The 26,407-nt window shown below is 34.0% G+C and carries 31 protein-coding genes; 27 read left to right on the top strand and 4 right to left on the bottom strand.

The annotated features are described in order from the left end of the window. The first annotated feature begins 16 nt into the window (after nucleotides 1-16). The 3 genes from galK (at nucleotide 17) to AABD74_RS05415 (ending at nucleotide 4,172) form a co-directional block, all read left to right on the top strand. Nucleotides 17-1,177 carry a galactokinase gene (gene galK / locus AABD74_RS05425; RefSeq protein ID WP_406844902.1) on the top strand — a complete coding sequence of 387 codons (1,161 nt, stop codon included), beginning with the start codon at nucleotides 17-19 and terminating at the stop codon, nucleotides 1,175-1,177. A gap of 16 nt (nucleotides 1,178-1,193) precedes the next feature. Continuing rightward, complete coding sequence (locus tag AABD74_RS05420; RefSeq protein ID WP_232679558.1) at nucleotides 1,194-2,255, top strand: UDP-glucose--hexose-1-phosphate uridylyltransferase; 1,062 nt, start codon at nucleotides 1,194-1,196, stop codon at nucleotides 2,253-2,255. A gap of 231 nt (nucleotides 2,256-2,486) precedes the next feature. Then, nucleotides 2,487-4,172, top strand: a complete 1,686-nt coding sequence (locus tag AABD74_RS05415) for a sodium/sugar symporter (RefSeq protein ID WP_232679560.1) — start codon at nucleotides 2,487-2,489, stop codon at nucleotides 4,170-4,172. A 67-nt stretch (nucleotides 4,173-4,239) separates the two neighbouring features. Here AABD74_RS05415 and AABD74_RS05410 read toward each other — a convergent pair whose 3' ends face one another. Together AABD74_RS05410 and AABD74_RS05405 are read right to left on the bottom strand one after the other, a co-directional pair. Beyond that, entirely contained in the window at nucleotides 4,240-5,091 is an 852-nt protein-coding gene (locus tag AABD74_RS05410; RefSeq protein WP_406843148.1) for an IS3 family transposase, read from the bottom strand. Between the two features lie 14 nt (nucleotides 5,092-5,105). Further along, entirely contained in the window at nucleotides 5,106-5,525 is a 420-nt protein-coding gene (locus AABD74_RS05405) for a transposase (RefSeq protein WP_406843147.1), read from the bottom strand. A 195-nt stretch (nucleotides 5,526-5,720) separates the two neighbouring features. Between AABD74_RS05405 and AABD74_RS05400 the strand changes: the two genes are divergently transcribed. From AABD74_RS05400 to AABD74_RS05390, 3 genes are all read left to right on the top strand, one after another. Beyond that, nucleotides 5,721-5,870, top strand: a complete 150-nt coding sequence (locus AABD74_RS05400; protein ID WP_406844901.1) for a hypothetical protein — start codon at nucleotides 5,721-5,723, stop codon at nucleotides 5,868-5,870. Between the two features lie 38 nt (nucleotides 5,871-5,908). Next, nucleotides 5,909-6,037, top strand: coding sequence for a hypothetical protein (locus AABD74_RS05395; RefSeq protein WP_406844900.1), 129 nt, complete (start codon nucleotides 5,909-5,911; stop codon nucleotides 6,035-6,037). Between the two features lie 532 nt (nucleotides 6,038-6,569). Next, nucleotides 6,570-7,175 carry a hypothetical protein gene (locus AABD74_RS05390; protein ID WP_406844899.1) on the top strand — a complete coding sequence of 202 codons (606 nt, stop codon included), beginning with the start codon at nucleotides 6,570-6,572 and terminating at the stop codon, nucleotides 7,173-7,175. 201 nt (nucleotides 7,176-7,376) lie between these two features. Here the strand turns inward: AABD74_RS05390 and AABD74_RS05385 are convergent, their stop codons facing one another. Then, nucleotides 7,377-8,627 (bottom strand): NAD(P)/FAD-dependent oxidoreductase, encoded by a 1,251-nt coding sequence (locus AABD74_RS05385; protein ID WP_406844898.1) that lies wholly within the window; start codon nucleotides 8,625-8,627, stop codon nucleotides 7,377-7,379. A 101-nt stretch (nucleotides 8,628-8,728) separates the two neighbouring features. Here AABD74_RS05385 and hutH point away from each other — a divergent pair, with 101 nt between their 5' ends. The 19 genes from hutH (at nucleotide 8,729) to AABD74_RS05290 (ending at nucleotide 25,257) form a co-directional block, all read left to right on the top strand. Then, on the top strand, nucleotides 8,729-10,249 hold the full coding sequence (gene hutH, locus AABD74_RS05380) for a histidine ammonia-lyase (RefSeq protein ID WP_406844897.1): 1,521 nt from the start codon (nucleotides 8,729-8,731) through the stop codon (nucleotides 10,247-10,249). 29 nt (nucleotides 10,250-10,278) lie between these two features. Then, nucleotides 10,279-11,385, top strand: coding sequence for a WG repeat-containing protein (locus tag AABD74_RS05375; protein ID WP_406844896.1), 1,107 nt, complete (start codon nucleotides 10,279-10,281; stop codon nucleotides 11,383-11,385). Nucleotides 11,386-11,425: 40 nt separating this feature from the next. Further along, entirely contained in the window at nucleotides 11,426-12,652 is a 1,227-nt protein-coding gene (locus AABD74_RS05370) for a WG repeat-containing protein (protein ID WP_406844895.1), read from the top strand. A gap of 34 nt (nucleotides 12,653-12,686) precedes the next feature. After that, a complete protein-coding gene (fabG, locus tag AABD74_RS05365; protein WP_232679575.1) occupies nucleotides 12,687-13,418 on the top strand; it encodes a 3-oxoacyl-ACP reductase FabG in 732 nt (243 codons plus the stop codon). A 196-nt stretch (nucleotides 13,419-13,614) separates the two neighbouring features. Then, a complete protein-coding gene (locus AABD74_RS05360) occupies nucleotides 13,615-14,850 on the top strand; it encodes a beta-ketoacyl-[acyl-carrier-protein] synthase family protein (protein ID WP_406844894.1) in 1,236 nt (411 codons plus the stop codon). Continuing rightward, entirely contained in the window at nucleotides 14,843-15,097 is a 255-nt protein-coding gene (locus AABD74_RS05355) for an acyl carrier protein (RefSeq protein WP_232679579.1), read from the top strand. The genes AABD74_RS05360 and AABD74_RS05355 overlap by 8 nt, the downstream gene beginning before the upstream one ends. Continuing rightward, nucleotides 15,097-15,978, top strand: a complete 882-nt coding sequence (locus AABD74_RS05350; RefSeq protein WP_406844893.1) for a lipid A biosynthesis acyltransferase — start codon at nucleotides 15,097-15,099, stop codon at nucleotides 15,976-15,978. Before AABD74_RS05355 ends, AABD74_RS05350 begins: the two co-directional genes overlap by 1 nt. Before the next feature lie 214 nt (nucleotides 15,979-16,192). Then, complete coding sequence (locus tag AABD74_RS05345) at nucleotides 16,193-17,095, top strand: dialkylrecorsinol condensing enzyme DarA (protein WP_232679583.1); 903 nt, start codon at nucleotides 16,193-16,195, stop codon at nucleotides 17,093-17,095. Between the two features lie 16 nt (nucleotides 17,096-17,111). Continuing rightward, nucleotides 17,112-18,245, top strand: coding sequence for a beta-ketoacyl-ACP synthase III (locus tag AABD74_RS05340; protein WP_232679585.1), 1,134 nt, complete (start codon nucleotides 17,112-17,114; stop codon nucleotides 18,243-18,245). Further along, entirely contained in the window at nucleotides 18,245-18,673 is a 429-nt protein-coding gene (locus tag AABD74_RS05335) for a hypothetical protein (RefSeq protein WP_406844892.1), read from the top strand. The genes AABD74_RS05340 and AABD74_RS05335 overlap by 1 nt, the downstream gene beginning before the upstream one ends. Before the next feature lie 64 nt (nucleotides 18,674-18,737). Then, a complete protein-coding gene (locus AABD74_RS05330; protein WP_232680077.1) occupies nucleotides 18,738-19,145 on the top strand; it encodes an ABC transporter permease in 408 nt (135 codons plus the stop codon). Further along, complete coding sequence (locus AABD74_RS05325) at nucleotides 19,138-19,458, top strand: hypothetical protein (RefSeq protein WP_232679589.1); 321 nt, start codon at nucleotides 19,138-19,140, stop codon at nucleotides 19,456-19,458. The genes AABD74_RS05330 and AABD74_RS05325 overlap by 8 nt, the downstream gene beginning before the upstream one ends. A gap of 8 nt (nucleotides 19,459-19,466) precedes the next feature. Then, nucleotides 19,467-19,871 (top strand): hypothetical protein, encoded by a 405-nt coding sequence (locus AABD74_RS05320; protein ID WP_406844891.1) that lies wholly within the window; start codon nucleotides 19,467-19,469, stop codon nucleotides 19,869-19,871. After that, nucleotides 19,871-20,869 (top strand): BtrH N-terminal domain-containing protein, encoded by a 999-nt coding sequence (locus tag AABD74_RS05315; RefSeq protein ID WP_406844890.1) that lies wholly within the window; start codon nucleotides 19,871-19,873, stop codon nucleotides 20,867-20,869. The genes AABD74_RS05320 and AABD74_RS05315 overlap by 1 nt, the downstream gene beginning before the upstream one ends. Before the next feature lie 4 nt (nucleotides 20,870-20,873). Beyond that, nucleotides 20,874-21,626 (top strand): ABC transporter ATP-binding protein, encoded by a 753-nt coding sequence (locus AABD74_RS05310; protein WP_309839954.1) that lies wholly within the window; start codon nucleotides 20,874-20,876, stop codon nucleotides 21,624-21,626. Further along, entirely contained in the window at nucleotides 21,616-22,899 is a 1,284-nt protein-coding gene (locus AABD74_RS05305) for an ABC transporter permease (protein WP_406844889.1), read from the top strand. The genes AABD74_RS05310 and AABD74_RS05305 overlap by 11 nt, the downstream gene beginning before the upstream one ends. Then, entirely contained in the window at nucleotides 22,874-23,323 is a 450-nt protein-coding gene (locus tag AABD74_RS05300) for an acyl-CoA thioesterase (protein WP_406844888.1), read from the top strand. The genes AABD74_RS05305 and AABD74_RS05300 overlap by 26 nt, the downstream gene beginning before the upstream one ends. A 209-nt stretch (nucleotides 23,324-23,532) precedes the next feature. Then, a complete protein-coding gene (locus tag AABD74_RS05295; RefSeq protein WP_406844887.1) occupies nucleotides 23,533-24,672 on the top strand; it encodes a beta-ketoacyl-[acyl-carrier-protein] synthase family protein in 1,140 nt (379 codons plus the stop codon). 3 nt (nucleotides 24,673-24,675) lie between these two features. Further along, the gene (locus AABD74_RS05290; protein WP_232679603.1) at nucleotides 24,676-25,257 is read left to right on the top strand and encodes a Fic family protein; all 582 of its coding nucleotides are present in this window, start codon (nucleotides 24,676-24,678) and stop codon (nucleotides 25,255-25,257) included. Here AABD74_RS05290 and AABD74_RS05285 read toward each other — a convergent pair. Continuing rightward, on the bottom strand, nucleotides 25,228-25,413 hold the full coding sequence (locus AABD74_RS05285) for a hypothetical protein (protein WP_232679605.1): 186 nt from the start codon (nucleotides 25,411-25,413) through the stop codon (nucleotides 25,228-25,230). The genes AABD74_RS05290 and AABD74_RS05285 overlap by 30 nt on opposite strands. A gap of 25 nt (nucleotides 25,414-25,438) precedes the next feature. On the opposite strand from AABD74_RS05285, the gene AABD74_RS05280 reads away from it, so the two are divergent. Together AABD74_RS05280 and AABD74_RS05275 are read left to right on the top strand one after the other, a co-directional pair. Further along, the gene (locus AABD74_RS05280) at nucleotides 25,439-26,056 is read left to right on the top strand and encodes a 3-oxoacyl-ACP synthase (RefSeq protein ID WP_406844886.1); all 618 of its coding nucleotides are present in this window, start codon (nucleotides 25,439-25,441) and stop codon (nucleotides 26,054-26,056) included. Nucleotides 26,057-26,058: 2 nt separating this feature from the next. Beyond that, nucleotides 26,059-26,316 carry a phosphopantetheine-binding protein gene (locus AABD74_RS05275; protein WP_017496902.1) on the top strand — a complete coding sequence of 86 codons (258 nt, stop codon included), beginning with the start codon at nucleotides 26,059-26,061 and terminating at the stop codon, nucleotides 26,314-26,316. The last annotated feature ends 91 nt before the right edge of the window (nucleotides 26,317-26,407 follow it).

Below are 26,407 nucleotides of genomic sequence, written 5' to 3'. Positions count from 1 at the left end.
ACCTATTACCAATATAATGAATGACATTTTAATACAAAATACTACTTCTTTTTTTGAGAAATCATTTGGCTCTAAGCCAGAAAAAGTGGTGCTTTCTCCGGGAAGGATTAATATTATCGGAGAACATATTGATTATAATGACGGTTATGTTCTGCCGGCTGCAATTGATAAAGTGATTTGTTTTGCATTTGAAAAAAACAATTCAAAAAAATCAAAAGTAATTGCAATAGATTTAAATGAAGAATTTGAAATTGATTTAACTCAGGAAATAAAACTGAGCGATGTTGTCTGGACGAATTACATTCGCGGCGTTATCAAGCAATTGCAGGATAACGGATTTTCGTTTGACGGTTTCAACTGTGTTTTCAGCAGTAATATTCCGGTAGGTTCGGGATTATCTTCTTCTGCCGCTTTAGAATGCGGAATGATTTTCGGAATTAAACAGCTTTTTGATCTAAAAATCGAGAAAGTCGACATAGCATTATTAGGACAAAAAGCAGAGCACTGGGTTGGTATTAACTGCGGAATTATGGATCAGTTTTCGAGTGTTCACGGTCTTGAAAATAAAGTAATAAAATTGGATTGCAATACGCTTGATTTTGAATATCATAATGCCGATTTTAAAGATTATTCATTGATTTTAATGGATAGTAATGTAAAACATTCTCTTTTTACATCTGAATATAATACGCGCAGAATTGAGTGTGAACAAGGATTAGCTATTATTAAAAGTAATTTTCCTGAAGTAAAAAGTTTTAGAGATTGTTCTGAAGAGCAGCTTTTAAGCATTCAGGATAAAATGAGCGAAACGGTTTTTAAAAGAGTTCATTTTGTTGTAAAAGAAATTAACAGAGTTATAAAAGCCTGCGAAGCGCTGGACAAAGGAGATATAGAACTTTTAGGACAATTGCTTTTTGAAACGCATTATGGTTTATCGCAGGAATATGAAGTAAGCTGTGCCGAGTTAGATATGCTTGTAGATACTGCAAAAGCAGATGATGCCATCATTGGTTCTCGCGTTATGGGAGGCGGTTTTGGAGGCTGTACTATAAATTTAATTAAAAAAGGACATGAAAATCAGGTAAAAAGTAAGTTTTCAAATCTTTATTTAGATACATTTGGGATTGAATTAAAATTTTATGATGTAAAAATCTCAAACGGAACGACATTACTTTAATACCAAACACAACGCAATGAAAAATTTTGACATTAACGAAGATCCTCACAGACGTTTTAATCCCTTAATTAATGAATGGGTTTTGGTTTCACCTCATCGTGCAAAACGTCCGTGGCAAGGGCAAAATGAATCCATTTCTACAGAATCACTCCCAAAACACGATCCCGAATGTTATTTATGTCCGGGAAATGTTCGTGCAAACGGAGTAAATAATCCTGCCTACAAAAGCAGCTTTGTTTTCGACAATGATTTTGCTGCTTTAAAACAGGATGAAATCATTTTTGAAGAAGATATTAAACATACATTTTTTAAGGCAAAACCAGAACAGGGAATTTCGAGAGTGGTTTGTTTTTCTCCAAGACATGATCTTACGCTGCCGGAAATGGAAGTTTCGGATATTGAAAGCATTGTAAAAACATGGCAGAAAGAATATACTGATTTAGGGAATATTAAATATATCAACCACGTTCAGATTTTTGAAAATAAAGGAAGTGTTATGGGCTGCAGCAACCCGCATCCGCACGGGCAGATCTGGGCGCAGTCTTCATTGCCGACTCAGGTTGAAAAAACGCATAACAGCTTAAAATCGTATTACGATAAAAATAAAAGAACACTTCTTGAAGATTACGTTCAGGCCGAATTAAAAGTTGGAAGCCGTATCGTTATCGAAAATGAACATTTTGTTGCATTAGTTCCGTTTTGGGCAATCTGGCCTTACGAAACAATGATTGTAAGCAAAAGAGCGATTAGTAAAATCACTGATTTTAGTGCTGAGGAAGTTTCGGCTTACGCCAAAATTTTAAAGCAGTTAACAATCAAATACGATAATTTATTCAACACTTCATTTCCGTATTCGTCAGGAATTCACCAGGCGCCAACAGACGGTTTCGATCACCCGGAGTGGCATTTCCATATGCATTTTTATCCGCCATTGCTTCGTTCAGCAACTGTAAAAAAATTCATGGTGGGTTACGAAATGATGGGAGAATCGCAAAGAGACATTACTCCTGAAAAAAGTGCCGAAATTTTAAGACAGCAGGCAGAAGTACATTATAAAAATGCAGTAAAAATTGGTTAAAATTTCCCTACAATATTCTGTAGTTTAAAATTTAACAGAATTCTCTGTTTATAAATGTAAATAATACATTTAAAATGATTGTTTTTTAAGTTTTTATTTTAAATTTGGCTTTCGCTTTTTTAATAAAAAAATAACAGAATAAAAACACATATTTCATTTTTAAACACATTAAACCACATAAATATTAATTTCAAATTTTAACTTAAACAATTATCTAAAATACTATTAACAATGAACCAGAACCTCACTCTCGCAGATTATGCGGTTTTTATTATCTATTTTATCGTAGTATCTGTCTACGGTTACACCATTTATCGCAAACGTAAACAAGACGAACACGATGCTAAAGCGTATTTTCTTGCAGAAGGAAACTTAACCTGGTGGGCAATTGGAGCTTCATTAATTGCATCAAACATTTCAGCAGAACAATTCATCGGAATGAGTGGTGAAGGTTTCTTTTTAGGAATCGCCGTTGCTGCTTATGAATGGCTTGCTGCTGTTGCCTTAATTATTGTAGCTGTTTGGTTCATTCCAGTATATCTTAAAAATAAGATATATACTATGCCTCAATTCTTAAAAACACGTTACAACGAATCGACTGCATTGATTATGGCTGTTTTTTGGTTGTTTTTATATGTTTTTGTAAACTTAACTTCTATTCTATATTTAGGTGCAGTTGCTATTAACGGTCTTGCAGGAGGAGAATATCTTCACGTAATTATGGTTGGTTTAGCTGTTTTTGCCTTGTTTATTTCTCTTGGAGGAATGAAAGTTGTAGCGTATACAGATGTTATTCAGGTTGCCGTTTTAATCATTGGCGGATTGGTAACTTCATATATTGCATTAACAACTGTTGGGCAGTATTTTGGCGTAGGCGAAAATGCAATTGCAGGTTTCAAAGTTTTAATGAGAGAAGCTCCGGAGCACTTTAAAATGATTATTCCAAAACCTACAGCGACTTCAACTCAGCTTGAAATTGATAAATATTTAACTTTCCCTGGTTTGATGTCTTACCTTGCTGGTATCTGGATCATCAACTTAAACTATTGGGGATGTAACCAATACATTACACAAAGAGCACTTGGTGCAGATTTACAAACAGCACGTACAGGAATTTTATTTGCTGGTATGCTAAAATTATTAATGCCGTTAATCGTAATGCTTCCTGGTATTGCTGCTTTCGTTTTATATAAAGACGGACATTTACCTCAATTAGTTGGAGGAAAAGATGGCGCTTATTCTGCTGTATTGACTTTCTTACCTACAGGTTTAAAAGGGCTTTCTGTTGCTGCTTTAACTGCTGCAATCGTAGCATCATTAGCAGGAAAAGTAAACAGTATTTCGACTATTTATACTTTAGATATTCATAAAAAATACATCCAAAAAGAAGCTGGCGAAAGACAGCAGGTAAATATTGGCAGGATTGCCGTTTTTGCTGCAATGCTTTTAGCTGTATTGTTTACATGGAATGATATTCTTGGAATTGGCGGTGTTGGTGGTTTCACTTACATTCAAAAATATACCGGATTCATCAGCCCTGGAGTTTTTGCAATGTTCTTCCTTGGTATGTTCTGGAGAAGAACTACTGGAACTGCAGCTATCGTTGGAGTAATTTTAGGATTTGTTTTATCTGTTTTATTCAACGAATATGCTCCAATGTTATTTGGAAACGAGACATTATTATATACTGCTTATCCTAACGGAAAAGGAGCATTCGAAATTCCTTTCCACATATGTATGGGATTATCGTTCTTCTTTACGATGTTAGCTATGATCGGAATCAGTTTTGCCGGGCCAAAAGTAAATCCAAAAGCGTTTGAAATAGACTCTGAAATGTTTAAAGTAAAACCACAAACTACAGTTTTAATTGTAATTACATTACTGATTATCGTAGCATTGTACGTTAAATTCTGGTAATTTATTTAATAAGTTGTCTAGTCCTAAAATAACGATACAGGATTAATAACAGTAAAAATACATTTTTTTAGACAGAAGTAACTTCCGAGTTACTTCTGTTTTTTGTTTTATAAGTTTTCATTTTAATACTTCTCTGTAAGTGCATTTGATCAGGAGTCAGCATATAGTTTGAGCAATGTGGTCTAATCTGGTTATATTTATTAATAATCTCAGCTACCAGTTTCTTCATTAAATATAGTTCAAGATGATAGGCATCAATCCTAAACTCTTGTTTTAATATTCCGTTTATTCTTTCAGCCACTGCGTTTTCATAAGGGTCTGAGTTTTGTGTCATACTGCATTTTAGACTGCATTTCTTTAAAAAATACTGGTACTCATCCGAACAATATTGTATGCCTCTGTCTGAATGATGTATCAATGGTTCAGTTCTAAAGACCCTATTCTTATGAGCCATTTTTAAAGCATTAATACATCCTTGTGTACTAAGGGAATCAGACACCTCATAACCCATTATCTTTTTTGAATAAGCGTCGGTTATTAAACTTAAATAACAGGGTTTCTCACGTTTGCCGATATAAGTAATATCTGAGACCCATACCTGTTCAGGTCTTTTTATATTTAACTCTTTTATCAGGTTGGGATGTTTCCTAAAACGATGGTGCGACCATGTGGTAAGGTGATAACTTCTCTTAGGTTTGATCAGCAAATGATTTGCTTTTAAAATATTAAAAAATTTATCTCTTCCCACTTTTAAGGCTTTAAGATTTAGATTGAGGATATGATATAGTTTACGTGTGCCAAGCCGGGGCTGAGCTCTACGCTGTTCTTTTACAAGCTCTACAACCTGTTCTGCCAAGGTTCTCCTGAGTTTAATACGCTTAATGCTTCGATAATAAACCTGTCTGTCTATCCCGAACAAGCCACAGCTAAAGCTTATGCTTTCCTGCCTTTTTTTCCTAAAGGATTGGATTGTCCGGGTGGTAAGTTTTTTCGAATATCAATATTATATTCCTTTTCAGCCAGGTCTATCATCATATCAAAAATAATAGCTTTAGAATCAGAGATATGATTTTGTTTTTCAAGCAGGGCTTTTTGTTTTTCCAAAAGTTTTACCTTGGCTTCGAGCTCCATAATTCTTTGTTCAGGTGTCTTGGGCATATTTGATGGTGTTTGATTCTCCCAATCAAAGTTACCATATTTTCTGAGCCAATTTACAACGGTCGAGCGCCCCTGGATTCCATAATGTCTTTGTGCAGATGTTACTGAGAAAATCCCAGACTCAACTTCTTTAACAACTTCAAGTTTAAAACTAAGTGTGTAATCTTTCTGTGTGCGTTTTGAATAATTGTCCATGCGATACTTTTTTGTGTATCGCTATTTCAGGACGGGACAAGTAATTTTGAAGAGAAGAGGGATCCTAATCAGGATCCCTTTTTTTATTTTTGCTTTTGATAATGATCAAATTAAAATTTCATGGAATCTCGTCAAACAAACATTTCTTGTAAAACACCGCTCTACATAGCATTCAAATAAAAAACTGTCCATTCTATGATAAAAAAAGGAAATGTACTTAAATTTCTGGCTTTAGCAATTCTACTAACTGCAATTGGTTTTTGGGCAAATTATCTTTCAGGAAATGAAGCTTTTTATAAAAGGCACTCGAGAATCGTAAAGAAGAATCATATTCAGGCATTGTGATTGAAAAATATATTGACTCATCGCAACATTGTACACCAATGATTAAGTTTACAAGTAATTTAAGTAATGCTGTAATAAATAGTTTTTGGGACGAAGTAGAAGTTGGAGATTCAATAGTAAAAGTTAAAGGTCAGCCTAATATTTATTTGTATAAAATAATCAGCTAAAACAAGTATTTGATTATAATGTATATTATCAAAATTTGAAAGCACGAAAATCAAATATTAATAAAAAATAGAAATAGTTATAAAGCTATTTTATATCGGAGAAAACATGAAGAATATTTTTTTTAAAATTATCCACACAATTCTGCTAATTTTAGGAATACTTGCAATATTCTTTAGTACTTATTTATGGATAGGAAGTGAGGAAAAATACAATCAATTAAAAAATGATTCATTATTTCTACTATTCCTTAATCGGTTTATTCTTAACTCGATAGTTATATTTCTGTTTTTAAGTACCGCTATTTTGATAAGCCTAATTCTTGGTAAAAACATGCGTTCAGGACTATCTTTAAAACAAATTATTAAATTTGAAGCATTGTTATTATTCTCTGTTTCAATTACTTTGATTTTAATTAAAATCTTTCTGTTATAAACAAAAGTCAATTTATTGATAATTTATTTTAACAAGAAAAAATATTTATACAATCATTTTAGCTATTTTTAACCTCGTAATTAACCAATAACATAAAAAATGAAAAAACTAATTTTTGCATTATTTATTATTTCAGGAACTGCTTTTGCTCAGGACATGGAAGTAGTAAAAGGGAATTTTGATTTTCTAAAAGGTCAAAAAGAAATCAATACAGAGTTTGATTATAGTAATTTTACTATGATGAAAGAAAAAAAATCAGAAGCGCAATACATTGAAGAAAGAACGGCTGATTTAAACCAAAAAACAAAAGGAAACGGAAACATCTGGCAAAAGAAATGGATCGCTGCAAAGGACCAAATCTGGACGCCTAAGTTTTTAGAAATTGCCAATACGGTATTAACTAAAGAACATAAAGATGTAACTTTTCAGGAAGGATTAAACACTCCTTATACTTTAATTGTTCAAACAGTATGGATTTATCCTGGCTGGGATGCAGGAATCATGAAGCAGCCTGCAAAAGTTACGACAAATTTAAAATTTGTTGAAACAGCAAATAAATCAAATGTTTTATTAGAAATTACAAGTGAAGAAGCTCCGGGAGATCAATGGGGAAACAATTACAGTAATGAATCTAGAATTGGTGAAGGCTATGCAAAAACTGCTAAATCGTTGTCTAAACTTTTAGTAAAAAAAGCATTTAAATAAAAATATTTAATATTGCGTAGGAATATCTCATCGGTAGCAGAAAAAAGATTATTGTTTTGCATTGTGTCCTGTAGGGACACCTGTTTTTACAAAAACAACACACTACATTAATCCAACGTTCCTACGGAACGTATAATCGTAATTCGAATTTAATTCTACCAAGCAGGCATTCCTTGCTTTTTCGAATAAAAAAAGCCCTGATTATTCAGGGCTTTGTTCTTTTTGCATATTTAGTAAATAAGCCATATTGGCTATAACATGATCATGTTTCTTGACAAACGAATTCTCTTCGTTCCAAACATAACCAGCCAACACAGCACATATTTTTTCTTTTACTTCAGGATTTTCCGGCTGATGGAAAAACAAAGTCTGAAGATTTCCAGTATACCATTCCTGTACATAAGTCGTAAATACAGCAATACCACGTTTCATATATTGCGTAAACTCCACTTCCCAGTCAACAGGAATTCCCTGTGATTCTTTTAAGTATAATTTTGCTGCCAGCATTCCGGATTCAGTTGCAAAAGCTACTCCGGACGAAAAAACAGGATCAAGAAATTCAGAACTGTTTCCCGTTAAAGCAAAACCATCGCCGTACATTCTTTTTACCGCTCTCGAATAATTTTCCAGTTTTACAGGCTCAAATAAAAATTCTGTTCCTTTAAATCTTTGAATATAATAATCTGATAGCTGAATAGCGTTCTTCAAAGCTTCGGCATTATCTTTATTTTCAGAAAGCGAATTAATAAAGTCTGTTGGCCCGACAACACCTAAACTCGTATTTCCGTTAGAAAACGGAATTACCCAAAGCCAGACTTCTGTTTCCAAAATATCAAACGAAATCTGCGTTCCTTCTTCACCTTCTGGTCTGTTAATATCTTTTACGTGTGTAAAAATCGAAGAATGCGGGTCTAATTTCGAAGGCGTATCTAAATCTAAAAGTCTTGGCAAAACACGACCGTATCCGCTGGAATCGACAATAAATTTGGCATGGATTTCTTTTAAATTTCCGTCTTTATCTTTTACAATTGTTTTTGAATTTTTTCCTTCAAAAGAAACTTCTAAAACTTCTGTTTCAAACTCCAGATCAACGCCTTTGCGAACCACTTCCTGAGCCATTGTATTATCAAAATCAGCTCTTGGAATCTGCCAGGTCCAATCCCAGCCTTCTCCAAATTTTTTACTGAAATCAAAAACACAGATCTCTTCACCTCTAATAAAACGGGCTCCAAGTTTCTTTTCAAAGTTCATCGAATTAAGAGCATCAAACAATTCTGCCTCAGCAAAATGATCCATTACTCTCGGAATTAAGCTTTCGCCCACAACAAGTCTCGGAAACTTCTGTTTTTCAACAACTTTCACCTTAACATTGTTTTTATGAAGATACGATGCCGATACACATCCGGATGGTCCGGCGCCTATTACTAAAACATCTACAAACTCCTTTGTCATAATAAAAATATTATCAATTATTAACCTACATTTGCCATCATCAAAATAACTACATTTATTTTGATAAATAAAATTAAATTAGCACAACCAAAAACGATTTAATGAATACAATTAATGAATATTTAAGTTTAGGAGAGTTTGAATCCATAATCTTTGGAAATCAAAAAGTTACAATTAGTGATGTAGTTCTAAACCGAGTAAACGAAAGCTTCAATTTCTTAAAAGAATTCTCTGGAAATAAAGTTATTTACGGCGTAAACACAGGCTTTGGCCCAATGGCGCAATACAGAATTAAAGAGTCTGATCAAATTCAGCTTCAATATAATTTAATCCGCAGCCACTCTTCAGGAACCGGAAAACCATTAAATGCAGCTTGTGCAAAAGCAGCAATATTGGCTCGATTAAATACACTTTCATTAGGAAATTCTGGTGTACATCCGTCAGTAATCAACTTAATGTCTGAACTTATCAATCGAGATATTACACCTTTAATATTTGAACACGGTGGTGTTGGTGCCAGCGGCGACTTAGTACAGCTATCACATTTAGCTTTAGTTTTAATTGGTGAAGGCGAAGTTTTTTATAAAGGAGAAAGAAGACCAACTCCTGAAGTTTTTGAAATTGAAGGTTTAAAACCAATTCAGGTAGAAATTAGAGAAGGTCTGGCATTAATCAACGGAACTTCTGTAATGACAGGAATTGGCGTTGTAAATGTGTATCATGCTAAAAAATTATTAGACTGGTCATTAAAATCTTCTTGCGCCATAAATGAATTGGTTCAGGCTTATGACGATCATTTCTCTGCAGAATTAAACCAAACAAAACGGCATAAAGGGCAGCAGGAAATTGCGGCAAAAATGCGTCAGAATCTTTCAGATAGTACTTTAATCCGTAAAAGAGAAGACCATTTATATTCTGGAGAAAACACCGAAGAAATCTTCAAAGAAAAAGTTCAGGAATATTATTCATTAAGATGCGTTCCTCAAATTTTGGGGCCGGTTTTAGAAACCATAAATAATGTTGCTTCTATTTTAGAAGACGAATTTAACTCGGCAAACGACAACCCAATCATCGACGTAAAAAATCAGCATGTTTATCACGGAGGAAATTTCCACGGAGATTATATTTCCCTGGAAATGGATAAACTGAAAATTGTTATTACAAAATTAACGATGCTTGCTGAACGTCAGTTGAATTATTTATTGAATTCAAAAATCAACGAATTACTGCCTCCGTTTGTAAATTTAGGAACTTTAGGTTTCAATTTCGGAATGCAGGGAGTTCAGTTTACAGCAACATCAACAACTGCCGAAAGCCAGATGCTTTCAAACCCAATGTATGTACACAGTATCCCAAACAACAATGACAATCAGGATATTGTAAGTATGGGAACAAACGCTGCCGTTATTACCTCAAAAGTAATCGAAAATGCTTTTGAAGTATTAGCAATCGAAATGATTACTATTGTTCAGGCAATTGATTATTTAGGGCAAAAAGATAAAATTTCATCTGTAACCAAAAAATGGTATGAAGATGTTCGCAATATAATTCCAACATTTAAGGAAGACCAGGTAATGTATCCTTTTGTTCAAAAAGTAAAAGATTATTTGATAAATAGTTAATCTAAAATTGTAATCGTACATTAAAAAACATGAAAAAAATATTTTTTTTATTTCTATTTTCCATACAATTAATTAATGCTCAAGAACTTGCATTAGTAAAAAAAGACGGTAAATTTGGTCTTATTACAAAAGAGGGAACTTTTGCCGTTGAACCAAAATTTGACAGCGCACGAGATTTTTCAGATGGATTGGCAGCCGTTAAAGAAAATGGAAAATGGGGATATGTCGACAGCAAAGGAACTTTTGTAATTCCTGCAGCTTTTGATAATGCAAGGGATTTCAATAGCGGAATTGCTGCGATAGAAAAAAAATCTGTTTGGTATTACATCAACAAACAAGGTGAAATATTAAAAGGTAATCCGGAATCAGATAAATTATTTGATTTTCATTACGGAATAGCTTTTTTTAGACAAGCCAATAAAGTGGGGCTTATCAATAATAAATTGGAAATTGTTCTGGCTCCAAAATACGATGTTATCAGGGCTTTTTATAAAGGTTATGGAAGAGCAGCTGTAAATGGAAAATGGGGAATTGTTGATGCCGAAGGAAAAGAGGTTGTTGAAGCCATTTATGACGAAGTTGGAGATTATTACAACAATACAACCTGGGCAAAAAAAGGAAAAGATTATGGACTGGTTCATAACGGACAATTTATTGCAATAGAAGGGGTTACTGAATTTGGTGCTTTTGGAACGCAAGATTTAATTGCTGCGAAAAAAGGCGTAAAATGGGGATTTATAAATTTTGAAGGACAATGGGTTCTTAAACCACTGTTTGACAAAACAAAACCATTCTCTAATAATTTAGCACCTGTTCGCATTCGAGAAAAATGGGGTTATACCAATTTAGAAGGAATATGTGTGGTACAGCCTATGTTTTATGATGCAGAGCCTTTTAGCGACGGACTTGCTGCTGTAAACAAAGGATATGGCTGGGGATTTATTAATGAAAGCGGAATAGTAGTTATTCCGGCAGATTATGAAATTTCAGCAGCCTTTGGAAGCTATATGCGTGAAGAAAAAGGATTCATTGGCGGATTAGCAAGAGTAAAACGTAACGGTAAATGGGGGTTTCTGAAACCAAATGGAAACATTTTGATCGAATGGTTTCAAAATGCTGAACTCTTCCAGGAATAAAAAAGCATTTTTTATATTATTAATATTGAATCTTAAAATCATGAAAAAAACATTTATTTTTTTGTTGCTAGGTTTCATTCAATTTGTTAATAGTCAAGAACTAGCATTAGTTAAAAAGAATTCAAAAATTGGGTACATTTCCAAAGACGGATCTTTCAAAATCGAACCTCAATATAAATCTGCCAAAAGTTTTTCTGAAGGTTTAGCAGCTGTAGAAGACAACGGAAAATGGGGATTTATTGACACTAAAGGAAGCTGGGTAATTCCGGCATCTTTTAATAATGCTAAAGATTTTAACAGCGGAATCGCAGTTGTACAAAAAGATAAGGACTGGGTTTATATTAATACAAAAGGTGAAATTTTAAAAGCGCCTGCTACCGAAAAAATATTCGATTTTACTAACGGCGTTGCTTTTATAAGACAAGGAAATAAAGTTGGATTAATCAATTCAAAACTAACCGTAGTTTTAGAACCAAAATACGATCAGATCAAACCTTTTGAAAATGGTTTTGCACGAGTTGAGTTAAACAAAAACTGGGGAATTATAAATACCGACGGAAAAGAATTAGTTGAACCCGCTTACGCAGAAATTGGAAACTATTTTAAAGGCACAACCTGGGCAAGAAAAGATAAAACTTTTGGACTTGTAAACGGCGGAAAATTTATTCCGGTCGATGGTGCCGAAAAAATATGGGATTTTGAAACACAGGATTTGACCTATGCCAAAAAGAACGGAAAAATTGGTTTTATAGATCTAAAAGGAAATTGGGTAATTCTGCCTATATATGATAAAGGAAAAGCATTCTCCAAAAACTTAGCTCCTGTTTTAGTTGGAAAAAAATGGGGATATATCAATTTAAAAGGAGAATTTGTAATTGAACCTACTTACAGCGATGCAGAAGTTTTTAGTTCAAACGGTTTGGCTCCTGTAAAAGAAAACAATTGGGGATTTATCAATGAAACTGGAAAACTGGTAATTCCAACACAATACGGAATTACTTCAAACGGATTCGTTATTGCGCTGTTTGTACAGCAGGATAAGGGTTTTATTGATGGCGTTGCAAGAGTAAAAAACGAAGGAAAATGGGGTTTTCTTAAACCAGACGGAACTGTATTAGGAAACCAGTGGTTTGAAAACGCTGAACTATTTTCACAAACAGCAGAAAGAGAAAAAAAAGAAATAAGTGTAGCTGCTGAGAGTCCAAAAGCTGAAACAAAAACAGCAGTAAAACCAGCGAGCAAACCAGTAACTAAGAAAAAGAAATAACATTTATTTCCACTAAAAAAATAAAATTTATATAATGAAATGTGTATTAGTAACAGGCGGTTCAAGAGGAATTGGAAGTGCTGTTTGTAAAAAATTAGCCGTTGAATCTAATTATCATATTTTGATCAATTATCATTCAAACAAAACTGCTGCCCAAGAAACACTTCAGGAAATACAAAAATTAGGAGCAACCGGAGAAATTTTAGGTTTTGATGTTGCCAATTTTGAACAAGTACAAACTGTTTTAACACAATGGCAGGAATCAAACCCTGAAGCTATTGTTGAAGCTATTGTAAACAATGCCGGAATTACAAAAGATGGTCTTTTTATGTGGATGACTCCCGAAGACTGGAACGGTGTTGTAAACACAAGTTTAAACGGATTTTTTAATGTGACGCAGTTTTTTATTCAAAAAATGCTTCGCAATAAATACGGCCGAATTGTAAATATGGTTTCTGTTTCTGGCGTAAAGGGAACAGCAGGACAAACCAATTATTCGGCTGCAAAAGGTGCAATTGTTGCTGCGACAAAAGCATTGGCACAAGAAGTTGCAAAACGTAATATAACTGTAAACGCAGTTGCACCGGGTTTTATTAGAACAGACATGACAAGTGCGCTTGACGAAAAAGAGTTATTAAAACTGATTCCGGTAAATCGTTTTGGTGAAGCCGAAGAAGTTGCAGATTTGGTAAGCTTTTTGATTTCAAAAAAATCGAGCTATATTACCGGAGAAATTATTAATATAAACGGAGGAATATATTCTTAAATTCTAACACATAGAAACATAGATTTTCTGCGTAATAAAGAATACAAAAAAGAAATACATTTCTTTCACATAGCAAGCTATGTTAATTTAAAATAAGTGAAACGCCTTTTTTGAGTTTACAAAAGCTATCCCGAAGTTTCGGGACTATGTGTTTAAAAAATTACACGTAACGGATAAAAAATTACTTTGAAAGACGATGAATAAGAGAGTTGTAATTACTGGAATGGGAATTTATTCTTGTATCGGAACTTCTTTAGATGAAGTAAAGGAATCATTGTATAACGGAAAATCGGGTATTCAGTTTGATTCTGAACGAAAAGAATTTGGTTTTCAATCAGCCTTAACCGGAATGGTTCCTAAAGCTGATTTAAAAAATTTATTGACCCGAAGACAACGTATGAGTATTGGTGAAGAAACCGAATATGCTTATATGGCCACAATCGAAGCATTGAAAAATGCCAATATCGACGATGCTTTTTTTGAAACTCGCGAAGTTGGGATTATGTACGGAAACGACAGCGTTTCTAAAGCAATTATTGACGCTACAGATATTGTGCGCGAGAAAAAAGATACTGCCTTAATTGGTTCAGGAGCGATTTTTAAATCGATGAATTCTACCGTTACGATGAATCTTTCAACTATTTTTAAACTTCGCGGCATTAATTTAACCGTAAGTGCTGCCTGTGCGAGCGGTTCACATTCTATAGGTTTGGCTTACTTTTTAATAAAAAGTGGTTTTCAGGATATTATTATTACCGGAGGAGCGCAGGAAATCAACAAATATGCGATGAGCAGTTTTGATGGTTTAGGCGTTTTTTCTAATCGCGAAAGTAATCCCGAAAAAGCTTCTAGGCCTTTTGATGCAGGCCGTGACGGATTAATTCCGAGTGGCGGCGGTGCAACTCTAATCCTTGAAAGTTACGAATCTGCAATAGCAAGAGGCGCAACAATTATTGCCGAAGTTTCAGGTTACGGATTTTCATCAAACGGCGGACATATTTCGACTCCAAACGTCGAAGGTCCGGCTACAGCAATGCAGCGAGCACTTGACGATGCTAAACTAAAAGCGTCAGATATTGAGTACATAAATGCACATGCTACCTCAACTCCCGTTGGCGATGCAAACGAAGCCAAAGCTATTTTTGAAGTTTTTGGTGAGAAAAATCCTTATATAAGTTCTACAAAATCAATGACAGGCCACGAATGCTGGATGGCGGGGGCAAGTGAAATTATCTACTCTATCATAATGATGCTGAACGATTTCATTGCGCCAAACATCAATTTAGACAACCCAGATGAAGATGCTTCAAAATTAAATTTAGTTAAAACTACGTTAAACAAAAAATTTGACATATTTTTGTCCAATTCTTTCGGTTTCGGAGGAACCAACTCGGCGTTGGTGGTTAAAAAGTTTAAATTGAACGATGAATAAAGAAGAGATTATAGCACGAATTAATGGTTTTTTGGTTGATGAATTTGAAGTAGACAATGACGACATTGAACCAACTGCTAATTTAAAAAATACACTTGGCTTAGATAGTTTGGATTATGTTGATTTGGTAGTTTCAATAGAGGCTAACTTTGGCGTAAAACTAGTCGAGGCTGATTTTGTTGGAATTGCTGATTTTCAAAGCTTCTACGACCTTATTGAAACCAAATTAAAAGCCAAAACAGCTTAATGAGTCAATGGGATGGCAAATCAAAAGGAACTGTTTTAGGCTATAGAATATTCGTTTTTTTGATTCAAAAAGCGGGTGTCAAATCTGCTTATGTTTTACTCTATTTTGTTGCTTCTTATTACTTTTTATTTTTAAGGAAAAGCAATCGCGCTATCTTTTATTATTTTAAAGAAAGGCTTCAGTATTCCTATTTTAAATCAAAAAAAATGGTTTTCAAAAGTTATTACACTTTTGGACAGACTATTATTGACAAGGTTTCTATTTCGGCAGGAATGCGAAACAAATTCACTTACGAATTTGACGGAATTGAGATTTTAAAAAATCTGCTGGCCGAAAAAAAAGGCGGTGTTTTAATCAGCGCGCATGTTGGAAATTTTGAAATTGCGGAACATTTCTTAGGCGACATTGATCTTGATTTTCAAATCAACTTAGTCACTACAGATTTAGAACATTCTGCGATTAAAAATTATTTGGAAAGCATCGCCCAAAAACCAACTGTAAAATTCATTATTATCAAAGAAGATTTGTCTCATATATTTGAAATCAATGCTGCTTTGGCCAATAACGAATTGGTTTGTTTTACAGGCGACCGTTATTTTGAAGGCACAAAATCACTTTCTGAAAACATTTTAGGCAAAGAAGCAAACTTCCCTGCCGGTCCATTTTTAATTGCATCAAGATTAAAAGTTCCCGTTGTGTTTGTTTATGTTATGAAAGAGCCAAATTTACATTATCATTTATACGCAAGAGAAGCCGCAGTGAAGCACCGTGACGAAAAAGCATTGCTGAAAGAATACGTAACAAGCGTAGAAAACATCCTGAAAAAATATCCTTTGCAATGGTTTAATTACTTCGATTTTTGGAATGATTTGAAGTCTTAAAGTTTTGTTTTGCCACGAATTACGCAAATTTTCACTAATTTAATATTCTCTAAAATTTTGTAAATCTCAACATGTGGCTAAAAACATTCTTTTTTACGCAATACATTCGTGAAAATTCGTGTAATTCGTGGCAAACCCTCAATCCGTTAAACAAGAAAAATCCGTTTAAATAAATTTACTTATTTTTGTTCGCAACCAAAGCAAACAAACCTCAATGAAAAATGTTCTTGTTATTTATTATTCTCAATCCGGGCAGTTAGAAACCATTGCGCAAAACATCGCAAAACCATTTCTGAATTCAGAGAATATAAATGTAACTTTTCACGAAATACAATTAGAAAAGCCTTTCCCATTTCCTTGGAGTAAAGATGCTTTTTTTGATGCCTTTCCAGAATCGTTTTTACAAATTCCGACTGCATTAAAACCCATTCCCGAAGAAGTTTTAAATACAAAATTTGATTTGGTACTTTTCCATTACCAGGTTTGGTATTTGTCGCCTTCAATTCCAATAAACTCGTTTTTAAAAAGCGATGACGCCAAAAAAATCCTGAACAACACGCCAGTTATAACCATCAGCGGATCAAGAAACATGTGGATTATGGCGCAGGAAAAAATCAAAGCTTTACTAAAAGAGGCTAATGCACAATTAGTGGGTAATGTAGCTCTGGTAGATCGTGTTGGAAATTTAATAAGCGTAATTACAATTGTAGAGTGGATGTTCTCTGGCGTTAAGAAAAAATATTTAGGTATTTTTCCACTACCGGGAGTTTCAGAAAAAGACATAAACGAATCTCCAAAATTTGGTGAAGTAATGCTTTCATCCTTTAACGAGAATAATTTAGAGCATTTACAGCCAAAATTGGTAGAAATTGGTGCCGTAAAAATTAGTCCGTACTTAGTTACAGTAGACAAAACGGCCAATAAAATTTTCAATAAATGGTCAAACCTGATTTTTAAAAATCAAAAAAACCGAAAAAAGCTTCTAAAAGTATTTAATGTTTATTTATTCTTGGCAATTTGGTTAATCTCACCAATAGTGTATATATTGCACTTTATTTCCTACCCTTTTAAGTTAAAAACCATAAAAAGACAAACTCAATATTATCAAGGAGTTTAGAAGCGAATTTTAGATTATGTTTGAAGTATATATAACAAAAGCTGCAAAATATTTGCCTAACGAAGCTGTTTCAAATGATGAAATGGAAGCCTACTTAGGTCTTATCAACGATACTGCCTCAAAAGCAAGACGTATTATTTTGCGCAATAATAAAATTACAAGCCGTTATTACGCTGTTGACAAAACAGGAAAAAGCACACACAGCAATGCCGAATTAACCATAAATGCCATTTTGCCGTTATTTGATGAAAATTTTACGCCTCAGGATTTAGAAGTACTTTCATGCGGAACCTCAACTCCGGACATTTTTCTGCCTTCGCACGCTGCAATGGTACATGGTCTGCTGAAAAATAAATCGGTAGAACTAAACTCTTCAACAGGAGTCTGCTGTGCCGGAATGAACTCTCTTAAATTTGGTTTTCTTTCCGTACGTTCTGGAAATTCAAACAATGCAATCTGCACAGGATCAGAAAAAGTTTCTACCTGGCTAAACGCCCAAAAATACAATCACGAAGCTGACAATTTAAAAAGTCTGGAAGAACAGCCCATCATTGCTTTCAAAAAAGATTTTTTACGCTGGATGCTGTCTGATGGCGCTGGCGCTTTTTTATTAGAGAATAAACCAAAAGGGCCAATTTCTCTAAAAATAGAATGGATGGAAGCTTTTTCGTATGCATACGAATTAGAAACCTGCATGTATGCCGGAGGTGATAAACTTGAAAACGGAGAAATAAAATCATGGAGCGATTACGCACCAGAACAATGGCTGAACGAATCTGTATTTTCTATCAAACAAGACGTAAAATTATTAGATGAATTTATCCTGACAAAAGGCGCCGAAAGCATGAAAGACGCAATGGATAAAAACAACATCAAATCTGAAGATGTCAATTATTTTATTCCTCACGTTTCTTCTAACTTTTTTGTCGAAGGATTAAAAAAAGGATTAACAGAAAAAGGAATCGGAATGAGTGATGATAAATGGTTTATGAATCTTTCCAGAGTTGGAAATGTTGGTTCTGCCTCTATTTATTTAGCTCTTGAAGAATTAATGAATTCAGGGAATTTGAAAAAAGGGGACAAAATTCTTTTATCAGTTCCGGAAAGCGGAAGATTCTCTTTCGCATATGCGTATTTAACTGTCTGCTAATGGAAGCTATACTTTTAGAAAAAGAAGCTGTCGAAAATTTATTACCGCAAAAGTTTCCTTTTGTAATGGTAGACAGTATGCTTTCTTATAGTGAAACATCATTGGTTTCCGGATTTAATATTAAAAGCGACAATATTTTTTTTGACAATAATACTTTTTTAGAAGCTGGTTTAATTGAGCACATGGCACAATCAGTGGCATTACATACGGGATATCAGTTTTTTTTAAGAAACGAAACGGCACCAACGGGTTACATTGGTTCTATTAAAGAAATTGAAATTAAAAAACTGCCAAAAATTAATGACACAATTCAGTCAGCCGTTACCATTTTGCAGGAATTTGCAGGAATCACTTTAGTGAATATTGTGACAACATTAAATAATGAAGAAATCGCAAACGGACAAATGAAAACCGTTTTAGCCAAATAATATAGATATTTTGAATACCGGAGTCGACATACAAAATTATTTACCGCACCGGGCGCCAATGCTCATGGTTGATTTAATTTTGGATATTGATGCCAACTTCGTAGAAACCACTTTTTTGATAAAAGAAGACAATATTTTCATTCAGAATAATGTTTTTATCGAAGCTGGTTTAATTGAAAATACGGCGCAGACTTGTTCGTCTATTGTTGGGAAAAAATACTTTTTTGACGAAGATGGAACAGAAAATGAAAACGTAAATGTAATTGGATTTATCAGTGCCTTAAAAAACGTAAAAATTCATTCACTGCCAAAAGTTGGTGATACTATAATTACCAAAGCAAATTTAGTTTCAAAATTCGCTGGCGACGATTACACTTTATGCACGATGAGCTGTCAAAGTTCTGTCGAAGACCAAATACTCTTAGAATGCGAAATTAACTTGTTTATTCAAAAAACAGTTTCGGTTGAATAATTTAAAAAAAATCATTTTACATCTCGTAATCCGAATCGGAATTTTGGTCGTTTTACTTGGTTTCGTTTTCTTATTTTGGCATTTTACTTATGACCCTCATAAATATTGTGACGAAAGCGGACATAAACATGTCGATGGCGGTTTAGGAATGTTTGTTATTCTATTTATGATAACACAAATGTTTTATTTAGGATTACTAATAGAAATGATTTATTTATTTGTAAAGAAAAACAGAATTTTAGCTTTTGCAAATCTGGGATTTTTAATAATTAGTTTATGTATAGCATTAGCCTGTATGTTTCTAATAAATTAATTAGCAATATGGAAAAAGAAAAAGTACCGCAAGACACAAGCAATTTAACAAAAAACAACGTAAAAGAGCTTTTGTACGCAACGGATGAAAATGGCAATTATACCACAACCTTAAGCACTGGCTGGGAACCAAAAACAATTGCACTTTCTAATTCTATCGATGAAATAAACGAGCGTATTGCCGAAGCAAAACAACAAGTTTTAAATGGCGAAGTAAGTCCAATTTCATATTACATGGAAGTCAATAAAATGGATCTTACGATTTTGTCAAGCTACGTGGGAATGTGGAAATGGCGTGTAAAAAGACATTTTAAACCTGCCATTTTTGCTAAATTAAGCGATTCTATTTTGAAAAAATATGCTGATGCTTTCAACATCTCAATATCCGAATTAAAAAACTTTAAAACAGATTAATGCAAGTTACTTTTACACATCACCAATCTGCTCATTGTGAAAATGGAGTAGCATCGAATCTGTTAAAAAACAACGGACTCAACATTAGCGAACCAATGGTTTTTGGTATTGGTTCCGGACTTTTCTTTGTGTATTTGCCTTTTATAAAAGTTAATTACGCGCCAGCGATCAGCTACAGAACTTTGCCGGGACAAATTTTCAATAAAGTTGCAGCCCGTTTAAACCTAAAAATAAAAAGACAAAAATTTTCATCTGTAGTAAATGCAAACAAAGCTCTGGATGAAAATTTAAAAAACAATATCCCAACAGGATTGCAAGTCGGCGTTTACAACTTAAGTTATTTCCCTGATGAATATCGTTTCCACTTCAACGCACACAATTTAGTCGTTTACGGAAAAACCGATAAAGATTATTTAATCAGCGATCCTGTAATGGAAACCGTAACCACTTTAACACACGAAGAATTAGATAAAGTACGTTTTGCAAAAGGTGCTTTTGCGCCGCGCGGTCAAATGTATTATCCAATTCAAATTCCGAAAGACGTTGATTTAAAAAGCGCCATCATTAAAGGAATTAAAAATACCTGCAGAGATATGCTTGCGCCAATGCCAATTGTAGGTGTTCGCGGCATCAAATTTGTATCGAAACAAATTAGAAAATGGCCTATAAAACACGGAACCAAAAAAGCCAATCATTATTTGGCACAAATGGTTCGTATGCAGGAAGAAATTGGAACCGGAGGCGGTGGTTTCCGTTTTATTTATGCAGCATTTTTACAGGAAGCTTCAGTTATTTTAGGTAATGAAGAATTGAAAGAACTTTCGAAAGAAATGACAAAAATTGGCGATTCATGGCGAGATTTTGCTGTTGAAGCATCAAGAATTTATAAAAACAGAAGTGCCAAAGAAGACGCTTACAACACGATTGCCGATGAACTTTTGGACATTGCCAACAGAGAAGAAATCTTTTTCAAAAAATTAAAAAAAGCCATCAGCTAATATTTTGCAATCCATAATTAAAATAGAATCCCTTTCGAAAAAGTACAAAGATGCCGATCAGTTTTCTTTGAACGACGTTTCGCTAAATATAAATGAAGGAGAAATTTTTGGTTTACTCGGTCCAAACGGTGCCGGAAAAACAACCTTAATTTCAATGCTCTGCGGATTGGTAAAACCGACATCAGGACATTTTACAATTGATGATTTAGACTATCAGCACCATTCTTCAAAAATTAAAAAAATTATAGGCGTTGTTCCTCAGGAATACGCCTTATATCCTACTCTTACAGCGAGAGAAAACCTGCATTATTTTGGAAGTATGTACGGTTTAAAAGGTTCTGATTTAAAAGATAAAGTAATCGAAACTTTAGATCTTTTGGGACTTTTAAAATTTGCCGATAAACCTGTTGAAACTTTTTCGGGCGGAATGAAACGCCGCGTGAATTTAATTGCCGGAATTCTGCATAAACCAAAAGTTTTATTTTTAGATGAACCAACCGTTGGTGTCGACGTACAGTCTAAAAATGCCATTATAGATTATCTAAAAGTGTTGAACCAAAACGGAACATCCATTATTTATACTTCACATCATTTGGCTGAAGCCGAAGATTTCTGCACCAATATTGCCATTTTAGACCGAGGCCGAATTTACGCAAAAGGAACGCCTTCAACTTTAATCAATTCTGTTGAAGATGCCCGAAATCTCGAAGACGTTTTTATTTCATTAACCGGTAAAGACTTGAGAGATGCTATATAAAATTTGGATGTCGATCGTAAAAGAATTTTTACTGCTTAAACGCGATTTAGGCGGATTGATTATTCTGTTTATAATGCCATTGGTTTTGGTCATTACCGTTACGTTAATTCAGGACAGCACTTTTAAAACCGTCAGCGATTCTAAAATTCCCATTTTATTGGTGGATAACGACAAAGGTTCTGTTTCCAAAACCGTTTTTGATAATTTAGAAAAAAGCAATCTGTTTAGCGTTGTAACGCAAATCGACAATAAAACAATTACTGAAGATGTTGCCAGAGAAAATGTTTACAAAGGAAAATTTCAATTGGCCATTGTAATCCCAAAAAATTTAAGCTCTGATTTACAAGCCAAAGTCGATCAAAATGTCGAAAAAATTGTCAGCAGTTTAGGCATGACTGATAGTACGGCAGCCAGCCAACCACAGCGAATAATAAAAGAAAAAGAAGTAAGACTGTATTTTGATCCCGCGGTTCAAATGAGTTTTAAAAATGCGGCCATGAGTTCGATCGACAAAATGATTTCGCAGATTGAAACCAAATCGATTTACACTACTTTTCAAAATCAGTTAGGAGAAGGAACTACCGATTTTGAGCAGAAAAGCTTCATTTCTTTCAAAGAAATAATTCCGAAGATTAATAATAAAGAAGTACGTCCAAATTCGGTTCAGCATAACGTTCCGGCGTGGACACTTTTTGCGATATTTTTTATCGTAATTCCGTTATCGATTAATATTGTAAAAGAAAAATCGCAGGGAACTTTCGTTCGATTAAGAACCAATCCGGTTTCTAATTTAGTCGTGATTATTGGCAAAACGATCACTTACTCAGTCATTTGTATGATTCAGTTTTATATGATGGTTGCCGTTGCCGTATTCTTATTTCCATCGATCGGACTTCCATCTTTAAATATTGAAGGACATTTAGCATTAATGAGTGTCGTTGCCTTATTTTCAGGCTTCGCAGCAATTGGATTCGGAATTTTATTAGGAACTATTGCAAGCACTCAGGAACAATCGGCTCCGTTTGGCGCAACAAGTGTTATTATTTTAGCAGCAATTGGCGGCATCTGGGTTCCGGTTTTTGCTATGCCGAAAATCATGCAGATTATTGCCAAATCATCTCCAATGAATTGGGGATTAGATGCTTTTTATGACGTTTTATTACGCAACGTTTCTTTCCTGGAGATCATCCCAAAAATAAGTTTATTATTTTTGTTTTTCATTCTCACAACAGCCATCGCATTATTTTATGACAAAAAGAAAAGAGCAGTTTAACGAAGCCACAGATTTAACCGTTTCACACGAAATCAGAATTCGTTTTAACGAAACTGATCCGCTTGGAATCGTTTGGCACGGCAACTATATTACCTATTTTGAAGATGGCCGCGAAGCGTTTGGCCGTCAGCATGGACTTACCTATTTGGATATTGCCAAAACCGGATATACAACGCCTATTGTAAAATCAAAATGTGAACATAAATTATCTTTGCGCTATGGCGATGTTGTAACCATTGAAACAACGGTTGTCGATACACCCGCAGCAAAAATGATTTATCGTTTTAAAATTATTGATGACAAAGGCGAAATTGCGTGTACAGGAGAAACCGTTCAGGTTTTTTTAGATAAAGAAGGAAATTTAATGTTGACAAATCCTCCTTTTTATGCTGAATGGAAAAAGAAAGTTGGATTATTATTATAAAACACGGATTTCACTAATTTTCACGAATAAAAAAATAAAATAATCAGGATTCGTTTCCTGCAAGGTTTTAAAAACCTTGCAGGTATAGAATAAATACTCTGTATAAATCTGCTTAATCTGTAAAATCTGCGAGCCATTTTTTCAGACAAAGCTTTAAAATAAATACCTACAAGGTTTTGAAAACCTTGCAGGAGAAATCGAGATTTAAAATGTTAAAAGAAATATACATTACGCAAACCAATTGTATCACACCTTTAGGTTTTGATGTCGAATCGAATGTTGAAGCTATTCTTCGCGGCAATTCGGGCATTCAGCTTCATAATGACATTTCTTTGATGCCGAATTCATTTTATGCTTCGATTATTTCTGATGAAAAAATAAACAGCGCTTTTGCAAAAATCAGCACTGAAACAAAATATTCCCGTTTAGAAAAAATGATGATTTTGGCTTTAGAGCCAATTATCAAAATTTCAGGAGTTGAATTAAATTCAAAAACGGCTTTTATACTTTCTACCACAAAAGGAAATGTTACGGCATTAAAAAACAATTCTGAAGAAAGTTTCAACAACGCACATTTAGATGTTTTAGCTAAAAACATTGCTGATTTTTTCGGATTTAAAACACAGCCTATTGTAGTTTCAAACGCCTGCGTTTCGGGAATTTTAGCAGTTTCAGTTGCTAAAAGAATGATTCAGTCTGAACTTTACGACAATGTTTTTGTAGTCGCTGGCGATGAAGTTTCAGAATTTGTTTTGTCTGGTTTTAATGCATTCCAAGCCATGAGCGATCTGCCTTGTAAACCGTATTCAAAAAACAGAACCGGAGTAAGTTTAGGCGAAGCAACAGCAGCAGTTTTAGTTTCGGCGGAAGCCAAAAATGCCAAAATAAAAGTTATCGGCGACAGCTCAATAAACGATGCAAATCATATTTCGGGTCCGTCAAGAACAGGTGAAGGTTTGTTCAGAAGTATTCAAAATGCTTTGAAAGAAGCTCAAATCGAAGCCGACAAATTAAATTATATTTCAGCACACGGAACTGCAACTCCGTTTAACGACGAAATGGAAGCGATTGCCTTAAACCGTTTAGGTTTACAAAATGTTCCTGTAAATAGTTTAAAAGGATTTTACGGTCATACATTAGGCGCTTCGGGATTATTAGAAACGGTAATTGCGATAGAATCTGCTAACCAAAATACACTTTTTGAATCAAAAGGTTTTGATGAAATTGGGGTTAGCGAAGCTGTAAATGTGATTGAGAAAAATCAAAAGACAACTATTGAGTATTTCTTGAAGACGGCTTCTGGATTTGGAGGTTGTAATACGGCGGTTGTTTTTGAAAAGATAAAATGAGAGATGGAAAATCAAACTAATTGGACACCTTTTCCAGACGATAATTTACTTGGTTTGACTGATAAAAATCAAATTAATGAAGTTGAAGCGTCTGGAATTGCTAAAGCTGAACTTTTTACTTTTGAACTAGAAACTGATGTTGAGATTTCAACATCACTCGTTTTGGAAATTCATAAAATTGCATTTGAACAACTTTACGATTGGGCTGGAAAATGGAGAACAACGGAAGTTTCTGTTGGACAACTAATTCCTCCTAAACCAGTAATGGTTTTGCATGCCATGTATCAGTTTCTAGACAATCTTAATTTTAAAATTTCCATTGCCAAAAGTTTAGAAGCTCATATTGATTGTTTAGTTTATGCACACTATGAGTTTATAAAAATTCATCCTTTCAATAATGGAAATGGAAGAACAGGAAGGATTTTAATGAATCTTATCGCTTTAAAGTTTGGATATCAACCTTTAGAGTTATATCACAGAGAAGGTGAAAGCAGGAAATTTTATATTAGCGCAATGAAAGCTGCAGACAATGGAGACTATAAATTATTAACTCAATTAATTAGTGAAGAATTGATTTCCTTTTAATTCTTTCTCCTTTAAAATGGTATCAACAATTTTCACAACCTTTCTCTTAGAAACTTGCTGGTCTTCTAAAGACATTGTAGAAAATACAGTATCAGCAAGAACTTTTGATAAAAAGCTCCTGTTTTTTAATTTCGGATATTTTTCGTAGAATTTCATAACTTGGCAAAGTTACAAAAAAACAATGACTCAAAACAAAACCTACATACAATCCTACATCACCATCCAAAACAATGAAATTGTTTTGAATGGAGCTTCTGTATTCAAAATTGAACCAACAGATTTTGCAGATTTCTCTAAACAAGCCTATCGCAATTTTGAAATGCAGTATCCAAAGTTTTTCAAAATGGATGCTTTGAGCAAACTGGCTTTTTTAGGATCAGAATTGCTTTTGAGTCCGATAACTTCGAATGAGGAAGAACATAATATCGCTTTGGTTTTAGCAAATAAATCGTCGAGTTTAGATACCGATGTAAAATATCAGGAATCAATTTCAGATAAAGAAAACTATTTTCCGAGTCCGGCGGTTTTCGTTTATACGCTGCCAAATATTTGTCTGGGCGAAATAAGTATCCGTCATCAGCTGAAAAGTGAAAATTCTTTCTTTATATTTGACACCTTTAACACGGAATTTATGTCGAATTATTCTAATATTCTGTTGAATACAAATAAAGCAGATATGGTTTTGTGCGGCTGGGTAGAATATTTTAATGACAATTATAAAGCTTTTCTCTGCACAATCAGCGCAGCAGAAAGCACAAAATACACAAACGAAACTATCAATACATTATATAATAAATAATCATGGAAGCATTAAAAGAAGAATTGAAAAACAAAATTATTACTACTCTAAACCTTGAAGATATCGCAATTGAAGACATTGCTGATAACGATCCTTTGTTTGGAGATGGTTTAGGTTTAGACTCGATTGATGCACTTGAATTGATCGTGATTTTAGATAAAGATTACGGAATTAAATTAGTAGATCCGAAAGAAGGAAAAACAATTTTCCAGTCTATCGAAACTATGGCGGCGTATATTAGCGCTAACAGAACTAAATAGATTTCAGATTTTAGACTTTAGATTTTAGATTTCAGTTGGAAATCTAAATCTAAAATGTTTTAAAATCCAAGAACTTTGAAAAAGTTCCAAG

The sequence above is a fragment of the Flavobacterium soyae genome (genome assembly GCF_045348165.1).
GTDB lineage: Bacteria > Bacteroidota > Bacteroidia > Flavobacteriales > Flavobacteriaceae > Flavobacterium > Flavobacterium soyae.
The sequence above is the reverse complement of the archived record's forward strand: the minus strand, read 5'-3'. Positions and strand labels throughout refer to the sequence as shown.

Coding starts and splice junctions, on each gene's coding strand:
- AABD74_RS05405 (WP_406843147.1), bottom strand. CDS start 5,525: ATGGACAATTATTCAAAACGCACACAGAAAGATTACACACTTAGTTTT.
- AABD74_RS05390 (WP_406844899.1), top strand. CDS start 6,570: ATGAAAAAACTAATTTTTGCATTATTTATTATTTCAGGAACTGCTTTT.
- AABD74_RS05355 (WP_232679579.1), top strand. CDS start 14,843: ATGAATAAAGAAGAGATTATAGCACGAATTAATGGTTTTTTGGTTGAT.
- AABD74_RS05370 (WP_406844895.1), top strand. CDS start 11,426: ATGAAAAAAACATTTATTTTTTTGTTGCTAGGTTTCATTCAATTTGTT.
- fabG (WP_232679575.1), top strand. CDS start 12,687: ATGAAATGTGTATTAGTAACAGGCGGTTCAAGAGGAATTGGAAGTGCT.
- AABD74_RS05350 (WP_406844893.1), top strand. CDS start 15,097: ATGAGTCAATGGGATGGCAAATCAAAAGGAACTGTTTTAGGCTATAGA.
- AABD74_RS05345 (WP_232679583.1), top strand. CDS start 16,193: ATGAAAAATGTTCTTGTTATTTATTATTCTCAATCCGGGCAGTTAGAA.
- AABD74_RS05400 (WP_406844901.1), top strand. CDS start 5,721: ATGATAAAAAAAGGAAATGTACTTAAATTTCTGGCTTTAGCAATTCTA.
- AABD74_RS05330 (WP_232680077.1), top strand. CDS start 18,738: ATGGTTGATTTAATTTTGGATATTGATGCCAACTTCGTAGAAACCACT.
- AABD74_RS05285 (WP_232679605.1), bottom strand. CDS start 25,413: ATGAAATTCTACGAAAAATATCCGAAATTAAAAAACAGGAGCTTTTTA.
- AABD74_RS05375 (WP_406844896.1), top strand. CDS start 10,279: ATGAAAAAAATATTTTTTTTATTTCTATTTTCCATACAATTAATTAAT.
- AABD74_RS05340 (WP_232679585.1), top strand. CDS start 17,112: ATGTTTGAAGTATATATAACAAAAGCTGCAAAATATTTGCCTAACGAA.
- AABD74_RS05275 (WP_017496902.1), top strand. CDS start 26,059: ATGGAAGCATTAAAAGAAGAATTGAAAAACAAAATTATTACTACTCTA.
- AABD74_RS05335 (WP_406844892.1), top strand. CDS start 18,245: ATGGAAGCTATACTTTTAGAAAAAGAAGCTGTCGAAAATTTATTACCG.
- AABD74_RS05315 (WP_406844890.1), top strand. CDS start 19,871: ATGCAAGTTACTTTTACACATCACCAATCTGCTCATTGTGAAAATGGA.
- AABD74_RS05320 (WP_406844891.1), top strand. CDS start 19,467: ATGGAAAAAGAAAAAGTACCGCAAGACACAAGCAATTTAACAAAAAAC.
- AABD74_RS05395 (WP_406844900.1), top strand. CDS start 5,909: ATGATTAAGTTTACAAGTAATTTAAGTAATGCTGTAATAAATAGTTTT.
- AABD74_RS05300 (WP_406844888.1), top strand. CDS start 22,874: ATGACAAAAAGAAAAGAGCAGTTTAACGAAGCCACAGATTTAACCGTT.
- AABD74_RS05295 (WP_406844887.1), top strand. CDS start 23,533: ATGTTAAAAGAAATATACATTACGCAAACCAATTGTATCACACCTTTA.
- AABD74_RS05305 (WP_406844889.1), top strand. CDS start 21,616: ATGCTATATAAAATTTGGATGTCGATCGTAAAAGAATTTTTACTGCTT.
- AABD74_RS05280 (WP_406844886.1), top strand. CDS start 25,439: ATGACTCAAAACAAAACCTACATACAATCCTACATCACCATCCAAAAC.
- hutH (WP_406844897.1), top strand. CDS start 8,729: ATGAATACAATTAATGAATATTTAAGTTTAGGAGAGTTTGAATCCATA.
- AABD74_RS05385 (WP_406844898.1), bottom strand. CDS start 8,627: ATGACAAAGGAGTTTGTAGATGTTTTAGTAATAGGCGCCGGACCATCC.
- AABD74_RS05290 (WP_232679603.1), top strand. CDS start 24,676: ATGGAAAATCAAACTAATTGGACACCTTTTCCAGACGATAATTTACTT.
- AABD74_RS05360 (WP_406844894.1), top strand. CDS start 13,615: ATGAATAAGAGAGTTGTAATTACTGGAATGGGAATTTATTCTTGTATC.
- galK (WP_406844902.1), top strand. CDS start 17: ATGAATGACATTTTAATACAAAATACTACTTCTTTTTTTGAGAAATCA.
- AABD74_RS05415 (WP_232679560.1), top strand. CDS start 2,487: ATGAACCAGAACCTCACTCTCGCAGATTATGCGGTTTTTATTATCTAT.
- AABD74_RS05420 (WP_232679558.1), top strand. CDS start 1,194: ATGAAAAATTTTGACATTAACGAAGATCCTCACAGACGTTTTAATCCC.